This is a genomic window from Nonomuraea sp. NPDC001831 (assembly GCF_042892035.1).
Taxonomy (GTDB): domain Bacteria; phylum Actinomycetota; class Actinomycetes; order Streptosporangiales; family Streptosporangiaceae; genus Nonomuraea.
This window is the reverse complement of sequence record NZ_JBIATU010000001.1, coordinates 1195784-1216085: the sequence shown is the minus strand read 5'-3', so window position 1 is coordinate 1216085 and position 20302 is coordinate 1195784. Positions and strand designations below refer to the sequence as shown.

Here is a 20302-nt window from a genome sequence, read left to right as displayed (position 1 = left end):
CCATGAGACGATCGAGATCATGATGGGTCCGTTGGGCGCGAGCAGCGACGTCCTCCACGCCTCCCTTTCGTCCTGTTGTGCCCCGGCACGGGCCGCCGCCGACCCTGCCGCCGATCCCGTCGCCGTGCCGGTCGTGTGCTGAGCATGGCCGAGGACACCGTCGCGTCCCGGGGCGCGCTCACCGGTCAGGAGGCCCGCGGCCTCGTCTCCCGCATCGAGGGGCTGCGTCCGCGGCGCGGTCCCGGCGACGGCGGCGAGGTCCCCGCGGCCGACGTCGACGTCGTCGAGGGGCTGGCTCCGGCGGCGGCCGGCGTGGCGGCGGCCTGGCTGCGCGAGCGGCCCTCCCCGGCCCTGCGGCGGACGCGGCTGCGGGTGCTGGCCTCCTACCTGCGGTGGCTGCGCGGGCAGGATCCCGGCGGCGACGTGCTGGGGGCCGGGTCGCAGGTCGACGCCTACTGCCTGGCCGCGCTCACCGCCGGCCTCGCGCCGTCCGGCCGGCCGCTGGCCCGCGCGACGGTGGTCCGCCGGCGGGCGGTGCTGGCCTCGTTCTACGCCTTCGCCGGACGGCACGGGCCGGCTCTCCCGGCGCCGGTCGCGCACCCGCCCACCCCGGCCGAGCGGCGGCTGCTGCGCGGCGGGGTCGCCCTGCTGGCCGAGGAAGGGCGCTTAGCCGAGGCCGTGGCCGTCGGGCTGCTGGAGTCCACGGGCGCGTCCGTCGACGCGCTGGCCCGGCTGACGCCGTGCGACGTGCACCTGGTGGGCGCCGGCGACCCCGTGCTGATCACCCTGCACGACGGGCGGGGCGACATCGTCGCCTTCCCGCTCGCCCCCTACCTGCGCCGCCCGCTGCGCCGCCTGTGCGGCGACCGGCCCGCCGACCACCCGCTGCTCACCGGCGAGGCAGGCCGGCGGGTCGACCTGGCCTGGACGCGGGCCGCGCTCACCGACGCCGCGCTCGCCGCCGGCCTGCCCCGCACGCGGGCCGAGAGCCTGCACCCGCACCTGCTGCGCGCCTTGACGGTGACCGAGCTCGGCGGATCGCCCGGGCAAGCCTGACCACGACGAGCCCCGGACCGCGACGAGCCCCTTGCCCGTCACGATCCCTGGACCGCGACGGGCCCGGAGCCCGCCACGAGCCCTGGGATCGCCGCGAGCTTCCGGGGCCGCGGCGGGGTCACGGCTCCGCCGCGGGCCGGTACGCCGCTCCCCATCCCGTCGCCTCCCACGTGGCGACGTGCGGGCGCAGGCGTGCCCGGTGGTCCTCCCAGGTCGCCGGCTCGCGCGTCCAGGATCGTTCGGCCGCGGCCGGAAGACGAGGGAGCAGCAGGAACGCCAGATCGTCGAAGGACGTGATCGTCTCCGACCAGATCGCGGCCTCCACCCCGGCGACGCGGACGTCGAGCCCCGCCACCAACGACCGCGGGGTCCAGTCGAACATCTGCCGGAGCGTCTTGGCCGGATAGTCGCGGAACCCGAGCCGGGCCCGGCGCGCCTCCCCCTCGGCGTCCGCGGCGGGCTCGGCGTACGGGCGGTCGTAGTACAGCACGTCGCTGGAGGACAGCAGCACCGGCAGCCCGGCCGCCGCCGCGGCGGGCCCGTCGGACGGCGCGAGGGCGAACAAGGCCACCATCTGGTCGACGAACGGGTGCGCGGACTCCGGCAGCTCCGCCTTCTTGGCGTCGGCGTCGATGCTCGTCTCCGCGCCGATCCACAGCTGCACGAGGTCGCCGTCGCCGAGCGCCCCGGCGCGTACGGTCTCCTGCCAGGCCACGACCCGGCTGCCGGCGTCGTGGGCCGCGCGGACGGCCACGCCGACCGCGCGCGTGTACGCCGTGCCGGGCATCCCGAACGGCTCATCCCCTCCGACGTGCACGAACCGGGCACGGGACGCCTGCGCGAACTCGGTGACGGTCTCCGCGATGAAGGACTCGGCCCCGGGCATGGCCGGATCGACGTAGCCCAGGCGGGCGGCGGTCCCGTCGCCGGCGAGCTCCGGGTAGGCGCGGATCGCGGCGTGGGCGTGCCCGGGAAGGTCGATCTCGGGCACGATCGTCACCCCGCGCGCCGCGGCGTACGCCGTCAGCTCCGCCAGCTCGCGCCGCGTGATCAGCTCGCCGGGCGAGGTCGCGTCCAGTGCGGGACGGGCCGCCGACTGCAGCCGCCAGCCGCCGGAGTCGGTGAGGTGGAGGTGCAGCACGTTCAGCTTGTATCGCGTCAGCAGGTCGACGACGCGGCGGATCTCGTCCGGGCGGAACGGATGCCGGACGACGTCGAGCATCAGGCCCCGCCACGCCAGGGCGGGCCCGTCGGCGATGCGTCCGACCGGCAGCCGGCCCGCCGCCGACTCGGCCAGCTGCACCAGCGTCGCGGCGCCCCGCAGGACCGCGTGCGGGGTCGGGCCGGTGATCGTGATCTCTCCCGGGGCGATCGTCACGGTGTGCCGCTCGTCCGGGGGCAGCTGTTCCGGCGCGACGCCGCCGGCCGGCGGCACGTCGCCGGGCGCCTCTCCGATCAGCAGGACGACGCGCGTCGGGGGCGGGTCGCCCGCCGCGGGGGTGGCGGGAAGGCGGGCGAACTCGCCTTCGAGCCACGCGCGGGCGTCGTCCAGACGATCGTCCGCCCGGATCTCGACGCGGCCGGGGTGCAGGACGGTCGTCGTCGCGTGGTCGAGCGCGACCGCGTGCGGCCACGGCACCAGCGCGGCCCTCATCGCCGGCCTCCGAGCAGCCCCGCCAGGGCCGGCATGCCGGCCACCGTGTCCTGGAAGCGCCGCGCGATGAGGTCCAGCCCCTCCTCCGTGGGGTGGAGCCCGTCGCCCAGCAGGCGCGCGTCCTGCTCGCCCAGCAGGGCACGGCCGTCCACCAGGTGCAGGTGGGGGTCGTCGGCCGCGCGCCCGGCGTGGACGCGCTCGATGATCCGGCGGGTGGCGGCCAGCGTGAGGGCGCCCTCGTCGGCCTCCAGGGCCCGGTCCGCCCCGGCGGCCGTGCCGCCGCGGTCGACGGTCGGTCCCGGCGTGTGCTCGTGCGCCGGGCAGGCGATGGCGGTGATGAGGACCACCGGCGTGGTCGGATGGCCCTCGCGGATCAGGTCGAGGAAGCCGTGCACGGCGGGCAGCATCGTCCTGGCCCGCATCGAGTCGGCGTTCACGAGGTTGATGCCGACCTTCAGGGTGATCAGGTCCGCGGGGGTGTCCCTGATCATGCGGGCGACGAACGGGTCGAGCTGCGCGTTCCCGCCGAACGACAGGTTGCGCAGGCGCCAGCCGGTGCCCAGGGCGACCCGCGCCGGCCAGGTGCCGTCGGGCGTGGCGGCCTGCAGCCCATGGCTGATGGAGCTGCCGTGATGCGTCCAGCGCGGGAAACCGCCGGCGGACGGCGGCGAGATCGGGGCGTCGGCGGCCAGGCCGATGACCTCGACCGCGCAGTCGTGCGGCAACATGATCTCGACCTGCTTCTCCCCGCCGCCGGGCACGAGGGCCACCGTCACCTCCGACGGATCGCGTTGTTCCCGGCCGGTGACCTGCCGGTCGGCGCCGATGACCACGACGTCCCCTTCGGGGATCGCGACGTGCTCCGCCACCGCGCCGTCGACGACGACGGCGAGGCGGTGCGGCCGGGCGATCCCGGCGCCGGCCGGCCGGATCGACCGGGTGTGCAGGCGCAGCCGCAGCAGGGTCGCGCTGGTGGCGAAGCGGAGGGAGACGCCGGTGGGCGCCTGTTCCATGAGGTCGAACCAGGGATCGTCGTGTTGTGCGCGGGCCCATGGCGGCAGCCGGCGCGGGCGCAGGCCGCCGTGGGCTCCCGGGTCGAGGGCGGCCGCGCCGTCGATGAGGCGGGCCAGGTCCGCGGTGTCCAGGGTCACGTCCAGGAGGTCCGTCACGACGCGGCCTCCCCGCCCAGGACGGCCGCCGGGTCCTGGACGAGCCGTCCGAACCAGCGGGCGCTGGGCTTGACCGTGCGCCGGAAGGTGGTCCGGTCGACCGCGACGAGGCCGAAGGTGGGCGTCCACGATCCCCACTCGTAGTTGTCCAGGAGTGACCAGTGCAGGTATCCGCGCACGTCGACGCCGTCGGCCATGGCGCGGGCCAGGCCCCTGACGGCCTCGGTCGTGTACGCGACGCGTTCGTCGTCGTCGCCGGTCGCGATGCCGTTCTCGGTCACGAGCAGCGGGGTCGATCCGCCGAGCCGGGCGGCGGTGTGCCGGACCGCGTCCTCCAGGGCGAGGGGGTAGTACTCCCAGCCCATCATCGTGCGCCTGTCGTCCGGGCCGGGGGCGATGACGCCTTCCCGGCCCGCGCGCAGGCGGCTGTATGCCTGCACGCCGATGAAGTCGTCGTCCTTCGCCAGGTCGATGTACTGGTCGTCGACCAGGTAGGACAGCTCGGCGGTGCGGTCGGGGCCGGCGCCGTGGTCCTGCACGTTCTGGTTGGCCACCGTCCATCCCGACCGCAGTCCGGGCACGGCGGCGAGCAGGTCGCGGGCCTGCTCGTGCGCGCGGGCCAGCGCGGCGGTCACGGCGGGGTCCGGCGGGACGAAGGACGGGACGGGCTCGCCGGCGCCGTACCTGCGGCGCGCGGCCACCAGGGCGACCATGTTGGGCTCGTTGATCGTGCACACCCAGGGCACGCCGTCGAGGATCGGCAGCACCGCGCGGACGTAGTCGGCGAAGTGCGCGATCGCCTCCCCCGAGGTCCATCCGCCGACGGCGCTCAGCCACGCGGGGCTGGTGAAGTGGTGGAGCGTGACGACCGGGGTCAGCCCGCGCTGCCCGCAGCCTTCGATGATCCGGCGGTAGTGGTCCAGCATGGCCGGCGACGGGTGACCGGGCGCGGGGACCACGCGGGCCCATTCGACGCTGAACCGGTAGGCGTTCAGACCGAGGTCGCGGGCGATGTCCAGGTCCTCGGGCCACCGGTGGAAGCTGTCGCAGGCGTCCCCCGAGCGTTCGGGCAGTCCCGGGCTCCCGTCGTGCTCGGCCTGCCAGAAGTCGCTTCCGACGTTGTTCCCCTCCACCTGGTGGGCCGCCGTCGACGCGCCCCACAGGAAACCGTCGGGAAAGGTCAGCGGCTGCGAGGTCGCCATGTTGGATCCTGTCTTGGGTGTCGGAGGTGTGGTCATTTGAGGCCCATGGTGGCGATGCCCTGCACGAAGTAGCGCTGCAGGGACACGAACAGCGCGAGGATCGGCGTGATGATCAGAACGGCGCCGGCGAGCAGCGTGCCGTAGTCGGTCGCGTACTGGCCGGTGGAGTAGAGCGAGAGCGCCACCGGCAGCGTGTACATCGACTCGGTCTGGCTCGCCACGAGCGGCCACAGGAAGTTGTTCCATGAGCCCAGGAAGGTGAGGATGCCGAGGGTGGCCAGCGCCGGGCCGCACAGCGGCAGCACGACCCGGGTGAAGATCCTCGCCTCGGAGGCGCCGTCGATGCGCGCGGCCTCCAGCAGCGAGTCGGGGATGTCCAGCATGAACTGGCGCATCAGGAAGACGCCCACGGGCTGCGTGAGGAACGGCAGCACCAGGGCCCCGTACGTGTCGAGGATGCCCATCTTCGCGACGATCACGAAGAGCGGGACGAAGGTCACCACGCCGGGCACCATGATGGTCACCAGCACGACGCCGAGCAGGACGCGCTTCCCGGCGAAGTCCATCTTGGCCAGCGCGTAGCCGACCATCGAGCAGAACAGCAGGTTGCCGAGCACGGTGAGCACGGCGACGAGGAGGCTGTTGCCGAAGAAGGTGCCGAAGTGCAGCTCGGTGAGCCAGCGGGCGAAGTTCCCGCCGGTGGGCGAGTGCGGCCACCACGTCGGGGGGTCGGCGAAGATCTCGTCCTGCGTCTTGAACGCGCCCAGCACCATCCAGGCGAACGGCGCGAGCCACACCACCACGCCCGCGGTCAGCACCACGTAGCTGAGCGAGCGCGCCGTCAGGCCTCCCGGCCGGCTCATGCGGCCCTCCTGAGCAGGCGGAACTGCAGCACGCCGACCGCCGCGATGACGACGAACATGATGTAGCTCGCCGCCGACGCCTTGGCGAAGTCGCCGAAGCCGAAGGCGTTGAACGTGTAGTACGTCATGGACAGCGTGGAGCCGAGCGGTCCGCCCTGCGTCATCACGAATGCCTCCTCGAAGAACTGCAGGTAGCCGACCGAGATGAGCACGCAGCCCAGCAGGATCGTGGGGCGCAGCAGCGGGAGCGTGATGCTGCGCAGACGGCGCCAGGGCCCGGCGCCGTCCATCGCCGCCGCCTCGTTGACGTCGGCCGGGACGGCCTGCAGCCCGGCCAGGAAGATCACCATGAGGGTCCCGGTGTTGCGCCAGACGGCCATCAGGATCAGCGAGGGCAGGGCCCAGGTGGTGCTGTTCAGCCAGTCCGGCCCGTCGATGCCGACCAGGGCGAGGACCATGTTGAGCAGCCCGTCGCGGGCGAGGATGTGGCGCCAGATGACCGAGACCGCGACGACGCTCGTGACCACCGGCGCGTAGAAGGCGACGCGGTAGACCGGCCTGAGCCGGCGGACGCCCGAGTTGAGCGCCAGCGCCAGCCCCAGCCCGAGCGCCACCGTGGCGGGGATGCCGACGAGGACGAACAGCGCCGTCACCCCGGCGGCGTTCTGGAACTCCGGATCTGTGAGGACCTCCGCGTACTGCTGCAGGCCGACGAAGTCCACGTTGAAGGGCGACTGGATGTCCTGCGCGGTCAGGTCCGTGAAGGAGAAGCCGATCGAAGCGGCGATCGGCAGGACCATGAACACCGCGAAGACGACGACGAACGGCGCGGCGAACAGCCAGGCGATCGTCGTCTGCCGGCGCCGGCGTTCGGAGTTGGCTCCCGCGGCCCGGCGGGCGCGCGCGTCACGGGAGGCGCGCGCCCGTCCGGGGGCGGTGGGTGACATGGGGTTCGACACCGCTCAGGACACCCCGATGCCGTCGGCCTGCTGCTGGAGCTTGCGCAGCGCGTCCGCCACCGGCAGGCCGCCCTTGATGATCTGCTCGATCGCGGAGTCGCCCGCCGCGCCGACCTTGTCGAACGCGACCAGCTGCGGCGGCGCCTTGGCCGTCTTGAGCTGCTCGGCGAACGCGGCGAGCGTCGGGTCGGCGACCAGCGCCGGATCCTCCCACGCGCTCTGCGTCGCCGGCAGGTCGCCGCTGACCTTGTACCAGGCCGCCTGGGTCTGCGGCTCGCTGAGCCACTGGACGAGCTTCCAGGCGGAGCCGGGGTTCTTGGCGGCCTTGAAGACCACGAGGTTCGCGCCGCCGACGAATGAGGTCGAGCTCTTCCCCGCCGGAAGCGGCGCGGTCGCGTACTTGCCCGCGAACGCGTCCCCGCCGGCCTGGGAGATGGCGCCGCGCAGGAAGGGGCCGGCGACGAGCATCGGCGTCGTGCCCGTGAGGAAGTCCTTCACCGCGGCGGCGGGCGCCGTGTCGGCGTTCGGGTCGGCGATGCGCTGCTTGAAGTACGACGCCAGGTACTCGTACGCCGAGGCGAACTGCGGGGTGTCGAGTGTCCACGAGGACTGGTCGGCGTTCATCAGCTCCGCGCCGTTGGACCACGGCATCCAGAGCGAGGACAGGAACGATCCGGTGCTGCCCGCGGGCAGCCGGATGCCCCACTTCGCACCGGCCTTGCGCTGCAGGTCGGACGCCATCCGCCGCAGCTCGTCCCAGGTGGCCGGGGGCTTGTCCCAGCCGGCCTTGCGCGCGAGGTCCGTGCGGTAGTAGAGCGCGCGGACGTCGACGTACCAGGGCACCTCCAGGAGCCGGCCGCCGATCGTTCCCGTCGAGACGGCTCCCGGGTACATGCCCGCCGTGTCGATGGTGCCGGGCACGGGCGCGAAGGCGTCCTTGAACACCGGCAGGCCGGGCATCATGGCCAGGTCTGGAACGTTCCCGGCGGCGATGGCGGTCTGGAACTTCTGGTAGGCCGAGTCCCAGGGGATGGCGGTCACGTCGACCTTGACCCCCGGGTTGGCGGCCTCGAACTTCTTCAAGAACTCGGGCAGCAGCTCGCCCTCATTGCCCATCGCCCACATCGTGATCGCGCCGGCGGCCTTGGCCGCGACGCTGGAGGACGGCTGAGCCCGTCCGGCGCCCTCGTCGGCCCGGCCGCACGCGGTGAGCGCCGTCGCGGCAGCGATCGCGACCAGGGCCGCCACTGTAGATCTGTGTCGCACGGCCAGTTCCTTCCTGTCGGCCTGTGTTGCCTCCCCCGAACGGCTGAGAATTTATGCGCTTAACTCGCCAGAAATCCAGCCCCATTGCGCAATCGAGATAAAACTCCGTCAGGGGCAGCCGCAGCTGCGGCCGAGCACCATGCGGGTCGGCAGCACGTACGACCTGGGGTGGGACACCCCCGACGCGGTGTCGGTCAGGATGCGCACCGCGAGCCGGCCCATCGAGGCGAACGGCTGGCGGACCGTGGTCAGCGTCGGGTTCGAGAGCCGCCCGGCGACGATCCCGTCGAAGCCGGTGACCGCGACGTCGTCCGGCACCCGGACGCCGTGCCGGGCCAGGAGGTCCATCACGGTGAGCGCGAGCTGGTCGGTGGCGCAGACCAGGGCGTCCGGCACGTCGCCGGCCGTGATGGCGGCCCGCAACGAGCGCAGGCTGTCCTGGGCCAGCGCGGTGGTGTCGAACGGCTCCTCGGGGACCGGCAGCCCGTGCGCGGCCAGCGCGGCCTGGAACCCGGCGAACCGGGCGGCGATGTCGGGCGCGGCCGGCTCGCCGAGGAACGCCGGAGACCGGCGGCCGTGCCGCTCGACCAGGTGATCGACGAGCTCGCGCACGGCGCTCTCGTTGGCCACCGTGATGTGGTGCAGCGGGTCGTGCATGGGCGGGCTGCTGAAGATCACCACGGGCACGCCGCGCCCCACGTGCTCCAGCAGGTCGCGCGCCGCGCCGCCCGGGAAGATCGCCAGGCCGTCGACGCTGCCGGCCAGGTCGAAGCTGCCCAGCGAGTCGCGGCTGGCCCCCGACCCGAGCATCACCGGGCGGCCCAGCCGCTGCGCCTCCAGCTCGAACCCGCGCTGGATCTCGTCGACGTAGAGCGGGAATCGCCGCACGTCACCGAGGCCGTCGAGCTCCCGGGCCACCATCGCGTCGAGGTCCGGGGCGCCGAGGTCGGAGGGCAGGAACATGTCGAAGGCGTACAGGCCGAGCGCCTGGGAGCGGCCCTTCGCGAGGCCGCGCGCGCTGCCGCTGGGCACGTAGCCGAGGGCCCGCGCGGCCTGCAGGACCAGCTCGCGCGTCTCCGGGCGGACCTTCTCCGGCTGCCGGAAGGTGTGCGAGACCGTCGCGATGGAGACGCCTGCCCGCTCAGCGACGTCGTAGACGGTCGCCCTCTGCGCCACCGGACCATCACCCGCCCTTCCCGGCGTCGCCTGCGAACGGATCGTATCCGCTCGGGTCACCACCCTACGCGCCGCGCCCGGCCCATGATCACCCCGCCCGAACCACGACCCGGATCTTGACGGGACGCCCGCGCCCCGGCAAAACTAACCACCTGGTAGGAAATGGCTGCGCGCCGCGGGTTCGCCCTGCGTGCGCGGCGTTCGCCTCCGCCGCCGCGCCGGCCCCTGCCCTCACCCCCCTCCAGAGAAGGTGACCATGTTCGGGAAGAAGTCCCTCACGTTCTCAGCGGCGGTCGTCACGGCGGCCGTCTCCTCGCTCCTGGCGCCGCCGGCCGCGCACGGCTCCACCAGCGACACCGTCAGCGACACCGCCGTCGGCCACTACGTGGCCCTCGGCGACTCCTACACCGCGGGCCCGGGAATCCCGACCCAGACGGACGCCGACTGCGGCCGTTCCGACCGCAACTACCCGACCCTGACCGCGGCCGCGCGGGCCGTCGCCATCTTCACGGACGTCAGCTGCGCCGGCGCGACCACGGAGAACATGACCGGCGCACAGGGCGCCGCCCCGCCCCAGCTGGACGCGCTCCGCCCGGAGACGGACCTGGTCACGCTGGGGATCGGCGGCAACGACATCAACGTCAGCGGCATCATCGGCCGCTGCGTCATCCTCGGCAAGCTCAACCCCGGCGGTTCGCCGTGCAAGGCCAGCTACACCCTGGCCGGCATCGACCAGCTCGCCGGGCGCATCGCCGCCACCGGCGACAAGGTCGACGCCGTGCTCCAGGAGATCAGGCGGCGCTCCCCCGGCGCGGACGTCCTCGTCGTCGGCTATCCGGTCATCATGCCGGACGACGGGAGCAACTGCTATGCGACCGTCCCCATCGCCAAGGGCGACGCCCCCTGGCTGCGGGACGTGGAGAAGCGCCTCAACACCATGCTCGCCACCCGCGCCGCGGCGGGCGGCGCCCGATTCGTCGACACCTACACCGGTTCGGTGGGCCACGACCTGTGCAAGCCCCTCGGCGTCCGGTGGATGGAGCCGATGGAGGGCGTGGACTCGGTGGGACTCCACCCGAACGCCTCGGGCCACCAGGCCATGTCCGCCGCCGTGCTGTCCGCGGTGGACGCCGCCCGGCGCTGACGCCGCCGCGCGGACCCCGCCGACGACCCGGCCGACGATCCGGGCGCCGACCCCGCCGACGACCCCGCCGATGATCCGGCCGGCCGTCAGGTCCGGACGGCGCCGGTGAGGCGGCGGCGGAACACCCAGTACGTCCAGCCCTGGTAGGCCAGCACCAGGGGCGTGAAAATGGCCGCGACCCAGGTCATCACGGTCAGCGTGTACGGGCTGGAGGCCGCGTTGGTCACGGTGAGGCTGTTGGCCGGGTCCAGGGCGGGCATGACGTTCGGGAACAGGCCGCTGAAGATCGCGGCCACCAGGGCGACCACGGCGACCGCGCTGGCGGTGAAGGCCCACCCGTCGCGGCCGCGCACGGTCGCGGCCACCGCGCCGGCCAGGCCGAGCGCGACCAGCGCCACGGCGGCCCACCGCAGCGCGCCGCCGCCGCCGTCCGAGAGCAGCAGGAACGCCATCACCACCAGGAAGGCCGCCGGGGAGATGCTCTTGGCCATCCGCCCGGCGGCCAGGCGCAGGTCGCCGGTGGTGCGCAGGGCCAGGAAGACCGCGCCGTGCAGGGTGAACAGCAGCAGCGTGGCCAGCCCGCCGAGCAGCGCGAACGGGTTGAGCAGGGTCAGCAGCGTGCCGGTGTACTCGTGCTCGGCGTTCAGCGGCACACCGCGCACGATGTTGGCGAACGCCACCCCCCACAGGAAGGCAGGGACGAGAGACCCCCAGAACAGCGCCCGGTCCCAGCCGCGGGTGCTGTCGCTCTTGCTGCGGTACTCCAGGGCCACGCCGCGGGCGATGAGCGCCAGCAGGATGAGGAACAGCGGCAGGTAGAAGCCGCTGAACAGGGTGGCGTACCACTCGGGGAAGGCGGCGAAGGTCGCGCCGCCGGCCACCAGCAGCCACACCTCGTTGCCGTCCCACACCGGGCCGATCGTCCGCAGGACGGCCCGCCGGTCGGCCTCCTCGCGGCTCAGGACGGGCATCAGGATGCCGACGCCGAAGTCGAAGCCCTCCAGCAGGAAGTAGCCGGTCCACAGCACGGCGATCAGTACGAACCAGACGTTTTCCATGATTTCCTCAGTAGCTCAGCGCGGGGACGGCGGTCTCGGGCTCGTCCTGCTCGTTCGGCCCGATCCGGATGAACTTGACCAGCAGCCGGATCTCGATGATCGCGAGCACGGCGTAGGCCAGGGTGAAGCCGACCAGCGTGATGGCCACCGAGGGGACGTCCGCCGTCGGCGAGACGGCGTAGGCGGTGCGCATCAGCCCGAAGACGGTCCACGGCTGGCGGCCCATCTCGGTGAAGATCCAGCCCATGCTGTTGGCCAGGAACGGCAGGCCGATGCCGGCGATGGCCAGCCGGTAGGCCCAGCGGCCCGCGGGCAGCCGGCCGCGCCTGGTCAGCCAGAGCCCGGCCAGGGCGAGCAGCGCCGACAACATGCCGAACCCGATCATCAGCCGGAAGGACCAGTAGGCCAGGCCGACGATCGGCCGGTAGTCGCCGGGGCCGTACAGGGCCTGGTAGCGGGCCTGGATGTCGTTGATGCCCTCGACCTCGCCGTCCAGGGTGTTGGTGGACAGCAGGCTCAGGCCGTACGGGATCTGCAGGTTGACGTGGTTGCGGCCGTTCTCGACGTCGCCGATGGCGAACAGGGAGAAGCCCGCGGAGGTCTCGTCCTCCCACAGGGCCTCGGCGGCGGCCATCTTCATCGGCTGCTGCTCGGTCATGATCTGGGCCTGCCAGTGGCCGGAGAACGACACCCCGACCGCCGAGACGAGGCTGACGGCCAGCGCCAGCCGGGCCGAGGTGCGGAAGAGGGAGACGTCCCGCTTGCGCAGCAGGAACCAGGCGCTGACGCCCAGCACGAACGCGGCCGCGGTCAGGAACGCGCCGAACAGGACGTGCGGGAAGGTGACCAGCGTGGTCGAGTTGGTCAGGACGGCCCAGATGTCGGTCAGCTCGGCGCGGCCGTTGTTGATCCGGTAGCCGACGGGGTGCTGCATCCAGGAGTTGGCCGCCAGGATGAAGTAGGCCGAGATGTTGGTGCCGATGGCGGCCAGCCAGATCGTGGCCAGGTGCAGCCGGGGCGACAGCCGGTCCCAGCCGAAGATCCACAGGCCGAGGAAGGTGGACTCCAGGAAGAAGGCCATCAGCCCTTCCATCGCCAGGGGCGCGCCGAACACGTCGCCGACGAAGCGGGAGTAGTCACTCCAGTTCATCCCGAACTGGAACTCCTGCACGATGCCCGTCACCACGCCCATGGCGAAGTTGATCAGGAACAGGCGGCCCCAGAACCGGGTCAGCCGCAGGTACTCCGGCTTCTTCGTCCGGTGCCACGCCGTCTGCAGACCGGCCACGATGATCGACAGGCCGATCGTGAGCGGCACGAAGAGGAAGTGGTAGACGGTCGTGATGCCGAACTGCCACCGGGAGAGATCCAGGACATCCATGCAGGCCAGGCTCCTCTTCCCGGCGTCCGCGCCGTAGGGCCGTGCGTCCCCGGGGCGAGGGACGTTGGTCCCATGAAGGGGCGAAAGACCCTGTCCGGGGTACGGGGTGCCTGGAAGGCTGCGACAGGCAAAGGGACGCAGCGGCAGGAGGAGACAGTGACAGGGACCGGCGACTTCGGCCACCGCATCCGGTACCACCGGCAGCGGCTGGGGCTCACCGTCGAGCAGGTGGCGGAGCGGGCGGACATGTCCGCCGGCTACCTCCGGTACATGGAGGAGCACGTCGACATCCCGGACCGGGGGACACTGAACCGCCTGGCCGACGCGCTCGGGACCACCGGCCAGGACCTGCTGGGCGGCGGGCGCGACCGTCCGCCGGGCGTCGGGCCCGCGATGGCCGAGCCCGTCCTGGAGGTGCTCGACCGCGAGGAGTGCCTGCGCCTGATCGCGGCCGGCGGCATCGGCCGGATCGCGTTCAACGGCTCGCACGGCCCGACGGTGCTGCCCGTCAACTTCCGCGTGCACGACGGCGCGATCGTCTTCCGCACCGCCGCGGGCGGCCCGCTCGACGAGGACCTGCGGACCGGCCTGGAGGGCGTCGAGGTCATGGTGGGCTTCGAGGTGGACCGGATCGACGAGGCCCGGCGGCAGGGGTGGAGCGTGCTCGTGCAGGGGCCCGCCCACCACGTGACCCCCGACGAGCAGGCCGCCGAGCCGGACGTCACCCCGTGGGCGGGCGGCGACCGGCGGCTGCACATCCGGATCGTCCCCCACCACGTCACCGGCCGGCGCATCCACTCCATGTGAAGGGGGCGGCCCCGAAGGTCAGCAGCGGGGCCGGACGACCGCCACCGGGCAGGCCGCGTGGTGCAGCACCCCGTGGCCGACCGAGCCGAGGACGGCGGAGGCGAACCCGCCGAGCCCGCGCGAGCCCACCACCACCAGGTCGGCCGTCCCGGCGGCGCGGACCAGGGCCGAGACCGGGTGCTCGCACGGCTGTTCCTCGGTGATGACCAGGTCGGGGTTGGCGTGCCGCCACGGGACGACGTGCCCGTGCGCCTGGCGGTCGGCGTCCTGCATGACCTCGATGAGGCTGCCGTAGGCGGCGGCGTACGGCGAGGAGACCGGGATCTGCCAGGCCGAGACCACGTGCAGCCGCGCCCGGCGCGCCCTGGCCTGCTCGACGGCGTACTCCATGGCCGCCCGGGCGTGCCCGGAGCCGTCGAAGCCGACCACCACCCGGTCGTGCCGCCCCTGCGGCGGCGTCCGGACGACGACGACCGGGCCGGCGGCGTGCCCGGCCACGGCGACGCTCACCGATCCGGCCAGCATGCCGGTGAACCCGCCGAGCCCGCGCGAGCCCAGCACCAGGCTGTCGGCCGCGAGCGACTCGGCGACCAGGGTGTCCACGACGTTCCCGGCGAGCGCCTCCGTCGTCACCCCCACCGGCCCGGCCTGCCCGGCGTGCCCGGCCCGTCCGGCGTGCCCGGCCCGTCCGGCCTGCCCGGCCAGGGCGGCGGCGGTCTCCAGCGCGCGGGCGGAGCCGTCCGCCCCGCCCGGCCTGCGCACGTGCACGATGCGCAGGTCCAGCCCGCGCCGCGCGGCGTCGGCCGCCGCCCACTCCACCGCCGTGGTCGCGGGCGCGGATCCGTCCACCGCCACCACGATCTGACCGCCCATCACGCTCTCCTTCCTTGGGATTCCTCGTGTCGTCAGGCCCGCGGCCGGACGGGCATGCGCCGCCGGTAGACGACGTAGGGCCGCCACAGGTACGCCACCGGCGCCGACCACACGTGCACCAGCCGGGTGAACGGCCAGATCGCGGCGAGCAGCCAGGCCGACATCGCGTGCAGCTGGAACAGCGGCGGCACGCCGGCCATCAGCCGCGGATCCGGACGGAAGGTCAGCACGCCCCGGAACCAGACGGCGATCGTCGCCCGGTAGTCGTAGCCGCCGCCGAGCAGGTTGCTGCCCACGGTCGCGGCCACGCCGAGCACGATCACCACGGCCAGCACGGTGAACAGCACCTTGTCGGCGCGGGTGGTGGTGCGCCGCACCCGGGGGCTGGTCAGGCGCCGGGCCAGCAGCAGCGTCAGGCCCGCGACGACCATGACCCGGCCACGGTCCCGGCGCTGACCGACACCAGGTGGTAGAGGTGCTCGTCCACGCCGACGGCCTCGGTCCAGCTCTTGGGGACGAGCAGGCCGCGGTCCCAGGCGCCGGGGTCGATCTGGTGCAGGGTGCGGCCGTCGGCCGACACCTCCGCCCTGGTGAAGAACTTCCTGGCCGCCGGCAACGGCCCCATGCCCGGGGTCGCGTCCATGTCGCTCACAACTCGTCCCCTGCCACCACGGTCATGGATCCAGGCTGGTGGGCGGGCCGGCGGCCCCGGCAGGGACCAAAGTCCCTTCGTGCCGGCCGATGGGCCCACGACCGGCGGCCGGGGACCTTGGTCCCTACTTCCGGGTGACGGGAGGCGGTAGCGTCGCAGACATGATTCGTGTGTTCCTTCTCGACGATCACGAGGTCGTGCGGCGTGGCGTGGCCGCCCTGCTGGGCTCCGAGGACGACATCGAGGTGATCGGCGAGGCCGGGACCGCCGAGTCGGCGATCGCCCGCATCCCGGCCCTGAAGCCCGACGTCGCGGTGCTCGACGTGCGCCTGCCCGACGGCAACGGCGTCGACGTGTGCCGGGAGGTGCGCTCGAAGGTGCCGGGGCTGGCCTGCCTCATGCTGACCTCGTTCGCCGACGACGACGCCCTGTTCGACGCGGTGATGGCCGGCGCCTCGGGCTACGTGCTCAAGCAGATCCACGGCTCCGACCTGGTCGGCGCGGTGCGCACGGTGGCCTCCGGGCAGTCGCTGCTCGACCCGCAGACCACCGCCGCCATGTTGCAGCGGCTGCGCGACCAGGCCGCCCGGCAGGACCCGCTGGCGGCGCTGTCGGAGCAGGAACGGAACATCCTCGACCTGATCGGCGAGGGGCTGACCAACCGGCAGATCGGCGAGCGCATGTTCCTGGCCGAGAAGACGGTCAAGAACTACGTGTCCAATCTGCTGGCCAAGCTCAACATGCAGCGCCGGACGCAGGCCGCCGCGCTGTCGGCGCGGTTGCGGGCCGACCGTCGCGACTGAACGTCCCCCGCGATGGGACTTTCGCCTCTGACGCCGGGAACGTACCTGGTGGGAGGCTGTGCAGCATGCAACTCGATTCGTCCGGGCTCCAGGTGCTCTCCCGTGAGGAGTGCCTGCGCCTGCTGTCGTCCACGCCGATCGGGCGGATCGTCTTCACCGATCGCGCCCTGCCGGCCGTGCAGCCGGTCAACTTCTGCCTCGACGGCGAGCGCGTCGTCATCCGCACCTCGATCGGGTCGAAGCTGGCCGCGGCCACCCGGCACGCCGTGGTGGCGTTCGAGGCCGACGAGTTCGACCCCGCGATGCGCACCGGCTGGTCGGTGACGGCGGTCGGGCACGCGCGGGCGGTGACCGACCCGGCCGAGACGGCCCGGCTGGCCGCGCTGCCCCTGTCCCCGTGGGCTCCGGGCAGCCGCGACCACTACATCGTGGTCGACGCCGAGCAGCTGTCCGGCCGCCGGATCGCCGAGTGACCTACCGCTGAACGCCCTGGGGCGGGGCCCGGCCGCACGGCCGGGCCCCGCCCTCTTTCGTGCGGCGCGGTCAGCGTGAGCCGGCCGGGCCGGCCACGCGGCGGGCGGCCAGAGCGCGGACCGCGGTCACCGTCAGGGCCAGGGTGAGCACGGCGGTGGCCGCGAGCAGGACCAGGCCGAGGCCGTACGAGCCGAGCCGGCCGTACAGGAAGCCCATCACCGGCGGCGGGACGAACCCGGCCATCCGGTTGGTGCGGCCGGGCGCGTCGCGCAGCACCAGCCACGCCACGACCGCGTAGGCGGCCAGGACGGCGGCGGTGATGAGGAACGGCACGGCGGCGCCACCCGCGCGGACCAGCGGGACGGTGGTCAGCGCGCTGATCGCGGTGCCGCCCATCCCGGCGCCGAAGATCCCGACGGCCAGGCCGCGCCGGTTCGGCGGGAACCAGGCGTTGACGAACGGCACCCCGACGGCGAACACGGTGCCGCCGACGCCGAGGAAGAACCCGCCGATCAGCAGCGCGGCCATCGACGTCTGCCCGAACAGGCCGATGAACAAGCCCAGGGTCGCCAGGGTGAGCATCAACGCCGGGCTGCGGCCGGGGGGGTGGCCGGTGCGTTCGTCACGTCTTCCTCACGTGGTTCATGCCAAGGTGGGGCGGCCTGGATGGCCGCGATCACCTGGCTGTGCCGTCCCATCACAGCTCAGCGGGCATGACGCGAGGTATGGACGAAGGTCCCGGCCTGCCGGGACCTAGGACGCGCGAGGGGCTCGGGCGGCCCTCACAGCGGGACGTGCCAGCGCAGGCGGGTGCCGCCCTCCTCCGGCGTCTCCAGCTCGGCGGCCCCGCCGAGGCCGGCGGCCCGTTCCTCGATGTTGCGCAGGCCGCTGCGCCGCCCGCCGTCGCCCACGCCGACGCCGTTGTCGCCGACGACGAGGGCGAGCCGGCCGCCGGCGACCTCGATGGAGACCTCGGCCCGCGTGGCGCGGGAGTGGCGCACCACGTTGGACAGCGCCTCGCGCAGGACGGCGAGCAGGTGCCCGGCCACCTGGTCGGGCACCAGGGTGTCGATCTGGCCCTCCATGCGCAGGCCGGGCATGAACCCCAGGTGCGCGCCGGCCCCCTCCACCAGGTCGACGATCTTCGTGCGCAGGCTCGGCGCGGCGTCCTCGCGCGGCGCCTGGAGGGCGAAGATGGACGAGCGGATCTGCCGGATCGTCTCGTCCAGCTCGTCGATGGCGTATTGCAGCCGTTTGCCCGCCTCCGGGCGTTCGACCAGCCGGACGGTGCTCATCAGCGTCATGGCCGTGGCGAACAGTCGCTGGATGACGACGTCGTGCAGGTCCTTGGCGATGCGGTCGCGGTCCTCCAGCAGGCCGAGCCGTTCGGCGTCGCGGCGGGCCTCGGCCAGCTCCAGCGCGATCGCCGCCTGCCCCGCGAACGACTCCAGCATCTGCTGGTCGGCCCCGCTGAACGGCAGCCGCCCGCCGCGCTTGGCCAGCATGAGCACGCCGCGCACGCGGGGCGCGGCGCCCAGCGGGACCATCAGGCCAGGCCCGTAGCCCAGCCGCCGCAGCGGCGAGTCGGGGTAGGGCGGGCCCGGCAGGTCCCGCTCGGACCTGGGCTCGGCGTGCGTGAACGCCTCCCCCGCCAGGGTGGCCGAGACGTCGAACGCCATCCCCAGCAGCTCGCCCGCGCCCTCGCCCTCGGCCACGTCGACGGTCAGCGTGCCGCCCGACGGGTCGGGCAGCAGCACCTGGACCAGGTCGGCGTCGGTCATCTGGCGGGCCCGCGCGGCCATGGTGGTGAGCACCTCGCGGGAGCCGGCGCCGGACAGCAGGCTGGTGGTGATCTCCGAGGACGCCTTCAGCCAGGTCTCGCGCCGGCGCGACTCCTCGTACAGGCGGGCGTTCTCCACGGCGACGCCGGCGGCGGTGGCCAGCGCGACGACGATGGCCTCGTCCTCCTCGTCGAAGTCGCCGCCGCCGCGCTTCTCGGTCAGGTAGAGGTTGCCGAACACCTCGTCGCGCACGCGTACCGGGACGCCGAGGAAGGTGCCCATCGGCGGATGGCCGGGCGGGAAGCCGTAGGACTCGGGGTGGTCGGAGATGCGGCCCAGCCGCAGCGGGCGGGCGTCCTTGATCAGCAGGCCGAGCAGGCCCAGCCCGTGCGGCCAGTGCTCGATGCGGGCGATCTCCTCCTCGCTCAGCCCCACCGGGATGAACTGGACGAGCGTGCTCTCCTCCCCCACCACGCCGAGCGCCCCGTAGGTGGCGTCCACCAGCTTGGTGGCAGTCTCGACGATCCGCCGCAGCACGGTCTCCAGGTCGAGGTCGCTGCCGACCGAGACCACGGCCTCCAGCAGCGCGTGCACCCGGTCACGGGTGGCGAGGACGGCGTTGAGCCTCGTCTGCAGCTCGGCCAGCAGCTCGTCGAGCCGCATCTGGGGCATCAGGCTGCGCTGCGCACTTTCCGACATACCGTTCAGTGTCCCAGCAGGTCGCCTCGCCGCCCGAATCAGGCCGGGCCGCGCCCGGCCACTACAGCAGCGGCGGGACGGTGAACAGGTCCTCCCGGTCACGGTCGAGCTCGATCACGACGTCCACGACGCCCTCCACCGCCCGGACCGCCTCCGCCAGCGCGGCGGCCCGCGCTCCGCCCGCCGGCCTGCCGGTGATCGTGACCACGCCGGCGTCGACCGCGACCGTGTACGTGCCGTCCGGCGGGAGCACGGCCCTGACGTCCGCCTCCAGCTCGGCGGCCGGGCGGGTGAAGACGCGCAGCACGTCGCGCTGGTGCAGGGTGCCGACGACGCGGCCGGTGACCGGATCGATCACCGGGAGCTGCTTGATGCGCCGGGCGTGCATGATCCGGGCCGCCTCGCGCACCGGCATGCCCGGGGTCACCGTGACCGCCGGCGACGTCATCAGCTCCGCGGCGGTGACGGCGGCGGCCTTGCGGTGCTCCTGCCGCCGCGCCCGCGGGTCGAGGACGGAGACGGCGTGCCGGGCGTGGCCGGTCTCCTTGAGCAGCAGGTCGTCCTCCGACACCACGCCCACCGGCCGACGGTCGGCGTCGATCACGGTGACCGCGCCCACCGCGTACCGCTTCATCGCCGCCACGATGTCGGCGAACGACGCGTGCTCCAGCACCGCGATCGCCACGCGTCCCATGACGTCCCTGACCTCGATCGACATGATCGCCACCTCGCTTTCCGCCTCTACGGTCCCTCGCGCGGGGGCGGTGGCGGCAGCGGCGAACGTCCCGCGGGCGAAGGGCTTAGGTCCTGGACGGCGGAAGCGGGTGTCAGTGCAGCGGACCGGCGAAGACCACGATCTCGTCGATGTCGCCGGCGGCGGTGAGGTGCACCATGTCGGTGCCCGACAGGACGGTGGCGCCGTCGGGCCCCTCGAAGCGCCAGCCGAACCTGGCCCACTCGTGCGGCGCGTCGACGGACGTCGTACGGACCATCCGGCAACCGCCGGCCCGGTAGCCCTGCACCACCTCGGTGACGAAGTCGGCCACCGCGCCCCGGCCCGACCCGCGGCCGAGCGGCCCCCAGAACACCACGTCGGCGGCGAGGGCCCGGCTGAGCAGCGCGGACCGGTGGTCGGGGTCGTCGGCGTTGGCGGCCGCGATGAAGGCGTCGATCGCGTCGGCGTGGGCCCGGTGGTGGCCCTGCGGGGATGCCGCCGGTTCGTGCGCGGTCATGTCGTCCTCCATCCGTCGCCGGGGCGTGCGGGAACCCGGTCCGGTCGCACGCC

The 20302-nt window shown here is 73.4% G+C and carries 19 protein-coding genes and 1 pseudogene; 5 read left to right on the top strand and 15 right to left on the bottom strand.

Annotation, left to right across the window (positions count from 1 at the left end; all coding sequences use genetic code 11):
- Positions 1-144: 144 nt before the first annotated feature.
- Positions 145-1056 (top strand): hypothetical protein, encoded by a 912-nt coding sequence (locus ACFYYW_RS05360; RefSeq protein WP_387645363.1) that lies wholly within the window; start codon positions 145-147, stop codon positions 1054-1056.
- 118 nt (positions 1057-1174) lie between these two features.
- On the opposite strand, the gene ACFYYW_RS05355 is transcribed toward ACFYYW_RS05360, so the two are convergent.
- The 7 genes from ACFYYW_RS05355 to ACFYYW_RS05325 all read right to left on the bottom strand — a co-directional run bounded on the left by ACFYYW_RS05355 (position 1175) and on the right by ACFYYW_RS05325 (position 9345).
- Positions 1175-2710 carry a family 20 glycosylhydrolase gene (locus ACFYYW_RS05355; RefSeq protein ID WP_387645361.1) on the bottom strand — a complete coding sequence of 512 codons (1536 nt, stop codon included), beginning with the start codon at positions 2708-2710 and terminating at the stop codon, positions 1175-1177.
- Positions 2707-3879 (bottom strand): GDSL-type esterase/lipase family protein, encoded by a 1173-nt coding sequence (locus tag ACFYYW_RS05350; protein WP_387645358.1) that lies wholly within the window; start codon positions 3877-3879, stop codon positions 2707-2709. Before ACFYYW_RS05350 ends, ACFYYW_RS05355 begins: the two co-directional genes overlap by 4 nt.
- Entirely contained in the window at positions 3876-5081 is a 1206-nt protein-coding gene (locus ACFYYW_RS05345; RefSeq protein WP_387645355.1) for a glycoside hydrolase family 1 protein, read from the bottom strand. The genes ACFYYW_RS05350 and ACFYYW_RS05345 overlap by 4 nt, the downstream gene beginning before the upstream one ends.
- A gap of 32 nt (positions 5082-5113) precedes the next feature.
- A complete protein-coding gene (locus tag ACFYYW_RS05340; protein ID WP_364420049.1) occupies positions 5114-5944 on the bottom strand; it encodes a carbohydrate ABC transporter permease in 831 nt (276 codons plus the stop codon).
- Positions 5941-6891 carry a carbohydrate ABC transporter permease gene (locus ACFYYW_RS05335; protein WP_387645352.1) on the bottom strand — a complete coding sequence of 317 codons (951 nt, stop codon included), beginning with the start codon at positions 6889-6891 and terminating at the stop codon, positions 5941-5943. Before ACFYYW_RS05335 ends, ACFYYW_RS05340 begins: the two co-directional genes overlap by 4 nt.
- Before the next feature lie 15 nt (positions 6892-6906).
- On the bottom strand, positions 6907-8169 hold the full coding sequence (locus ACFYYW_RS05330) for an extracellular solute-binding protein (RefSeq protein ID WP_387645349.1): 1263 nt from the start codon (positions 8167-8169) through the stop codon (positions 6907-6909).
- A 108-nt stretch (positions 8170-8277) separates the two neighbouring features.
- A complete protein-coding gene (locus ACFYYW_RS05325) occupies positions 8278-9345 on the bottom strand; it encodes a LacI family DNA-binding transcriptional regulator (protein WP_387645347.1) in 1068 nt (355 codons plus the stop codon).
- A 256-nt stretch (positions 9346-9601) separates the two neighbouring features.
- Between ACFYYW_RS05325 and ACFYYW_RS05320 the strand changes: the two genes are divergently transcribed.
- Positions 9602-10489, top strand: a complete 888-nt coding sequence (locus ACFYYW_RS05320) for an SGNH/GDSL hydrolase family protein (protein ID WP_387645344.1) — start codon at positions 9602-9604, stop codon at positions 10487-10489.
- 86 nt (positions 10490-10575) lie between these two features.
- Here the strand turns inward: ACFYYW_RS05320 and cydB are convergent, their stop codons facing one another.
- Entirely contained in the window at positions 10576-11547 is a 972-nt protein-coding gene (gene cydB / locus ACFYYW_RS05315; RefSeq protein WP_387645341.1) for a cytochrome d ubiquinol oxidase subunit II, read from the bottom strand.
- A gap of 7 nt (positions 11548-11554) precedes the next feature.
- Positions 11555-12928 (bottom strand): cytochrome ubiquinol oxidase subunit I, encoded by a 1374-nt coding sequence (locus ACFYYW_RS05310; RefSeq protein WP_352326394.1) that lies wholly within the window; start codon positions 12926-12928, stop codon positions 11555-11557.
- A gap of 156 nt (positions 12929-13084) precedes the next feature.
- On the opposite strand from ACFYYW_RS05310, the gene ACFYYW_RS05305 reads away from it, so the two are divergent.
- Positions 13085-13735, top strand: coding sequence for a helix-turn-helix domain-containing protein (locus ACFYYW_RS05305; protein ID WP_387645338.1), 651 nt, complete (start codon positions 13085-13087; stop codon positions 13733-13735).
- An 18-nt stretch (positions 13736-13753) separates the two neighbouring features.
- On the opposite strand, the gene ACFYYW_RS05300 is transcribed toward ACFYYW_RS05305, so the two are convergent.
- Positions 13754-14608: a universal stress protein gene (locus ACFYYW_RS05300; RefSeq protein ID WP_387645335.1), complete on the bottom strand. Its 855-nt coding sequence runs from the start codon at positions 14606-14608 to the stop codon at positions 13754-13756.
- A gap of 32 nt (positions 14609-14640) precedes the next feature.
- A pseudogene (gene narI / locus ACFYYW_RS05295) lies at positions 14641-15233 on the bottom strand (respiratory nitrate reductase subunit gamma).
- Between the two features lie 188 nt (positions 15234-15421).
- On the opposite strand from narI, the gene ACFYYW_RS05290 reads away from it, so the two are divergent.
- Together ACFYYW_RS05290 and ACFYYW_RS05285 are read left to right on the top strand one after the other, a co-directional pair.
- A complete protein-coding gene (locus ACFYYW_RS05290; protein WP_352326402.1) occupies positions 15422-16063 on the top strand; it encodes a response regulator transcription factor in 642 nt (213 codons plus the stop codon).
- A 65-nt stretch (positions 16064-16128) separates the two neighbouring features.
- Positions 16129-16536 (top strand): pyridoxamine 5'-phosphate oxidase family protein, encoded by a 408-nt coding sequence (locus tag ACFYYW_RS05285; RefSeq protein WP_387645331.1) that lies wholly within the window; start codon positions 16129-16131, stop codon positions 16534-16536.
- A 70-nt stretch (positions 16537-16606) separates the two neighbouring features.
- Here ACFYYW_RS05285 and ACFYYW_RS05280 read toward each other — a convergent pair whose 3' ends face one another.
- The 4 genes from ACFYYW_RS05280 to ACFYYW_RS05265 all read right to left on the bottom strand — a co-directional run bounded on the left by ACFYYW_RS05280 (position 16607) and on the right by ACFYYW_RS05265 (position 20249).
- Positions 16607-17119 carry an MFS transporter gene (locus tag ACFYYW_RS05280; RefSeq protein WP_387645328.1) on the bottom strand — a complete coding sequence of 171 codons (513 nt, stop codon included), beginning with the start codon at positions 17117-17119 and terminating at the stop codon, positions 16607-16609.
- A gap of 200 nt (positions 17120-17319) precedes the next feature.
- Positions 17320-19017 carry a GAF domain-containing protein gene (locus ACFYYW_RS05275; protein ID WP_387645325.1) on the bottom strand — a complete coding sequence of 566 codons (1698 nt, stop codon included), beginning with the start codon at positions 19015-19017 and terminating at the stop codon, positions 17320-17322.
- 61 nt (positions 19018-19078) lie between these two features.
- Positions 19079-19735, bottom strand: coding sequence for a CBS domain-containing protein (locus tag ACFYYW_RS05270; RefSeq protein ID WP_387645322.1), 657 nt, complete (start codon positions 19733-19735; stop codon positions 19079-19081).
- 109 nt (positions 19736-19844) lie between these two features.
- On the bottom strand, positions 19845-20249 hold the full coding sequence (locus ACFYYW_RS05265) for a nuclear transport factor 2 family protein (RefSeq protein WP_387645319.1): 405 nt from the start codon (positions 20247-20249) through the stop codon (positions 19845-19847).
- Between the last annotated feature and the right edge of the window lie 53 nt (positions 20250-20302).

Excerpts from the sequence above, each read along its gene's own strand:
- ACFYYW_RS05360 (WP_387645363.1), top strand. The coding sequence starts at position 145 with ATGGCCGAGGACACCGTCGCGTCCCGGGGCGCGCTCACCGGTCAGGAG.
- ACFYYW_RS05355 (WP_387645361.1), bottom strand. The coding sequence starts at position 2,710 with ATGAGGGCCGCGCTGGTGCCGTGGCCGCACGCGGTCGCGCTCGACCAC.
- ACFYYW_RS05345 (WP_387645355.1), bottom strand. The coding sequence starts at position 5,081 with ATGGCGACCTCGCAGCCGCTGACCTTTCCCGACGGTTTCCTGTGGGGC.
- ACFYYW_RS05340 (WP_364420049.1), bottom strand. The coding sequence starts at position 5,944 with ATGAGCCGGCCGGGAGGCCTGACGGCGCGCTCGCTCAGCTACGTGGTG.
- ACFYYW_RS05335 (WP_387645352.1), bottom strand. The coding sequence starts at position 6,891 with ATGTCACCCACCGCCCCCGGACGGGCGCGCGCCTCCCGTGACGCGCGC.
- ACFYYW_RS05320 (WP_387645344.1), top strand. The coding sequence starts at position 9,602 with ATGTTCGGGAAGAAGTCCCTCACGTTCTCAGCGGCGGTCGTCACGGCG.
- cydB (WP_387645341.1), bottom strand. The coding sequence starts at position 11,547 with ATGGAAAACGTCTGGTTCGTACTGATCGCCGTGCTGTGGACCGGCTAC.
- ACFYYW_RS05310 (WP_352326394.1), bottom strand. The coding sequence starts at position 12,928 with ATGGATGTCCTGGATCTCTCCCGGTGGCAGTTCGGCATCACGACCGTC.
- ACFYYW_RS05300 (WP_387645335.1), bottom strand. The coding sequence starts at position 14,608 with ATGGGCGGTCAGATCGTGGTGGCGGTGGACGGATCCGCGCCCGCGACC.
- ACFYYW_RS05290 (WP_352326402.1), top strand. The coding sequence starts at position 15,422 with ATGATTCGTGTGTTCCTTCTCGACGATCACGAGGTCGTGCGGCGTGGC.
- ACFYYW_RS05285 (WP_387645331.1), top strand. The coding sequence starts at position 16,129 with ATGCAACTCGATTCGTCCGGGCTCCAGGTGCTCTCCCGTGAGGAGTGC.
- ACFYYW_RS05280 (WP_387645328.1), bottom strand. The coding sequence starts at position 17,119 with ATGCTCACCCTGGCGACCCTGGGCTTGTTCATCGGCCTGTTCGGGCAG.
- ACFYYW_RS05275 (WP_387645325.1), bottom strand. The coding sequence starts at position 19,017 with ATGTCGGAAAGTGCGCAGCGCAGCCTGATGCCCCAGATGCGGCTCGAC.
- ACFYYW_RS05270 (WP_387645322.1), bottom strand. The coding sequence starts at position 19,735 with ATGTCGATCGAGGTCAGGGACGTCATGGGACGCGTGGCGATCGCGGTG.
- ACFYYW_RS05265 (WP_387645319.1), bottom strand. The coding sequence starts at position 20,249 with ATGACCGCGCACGAACCGGCGGCATCCCCGCAGGGCCACCACCGGGCC.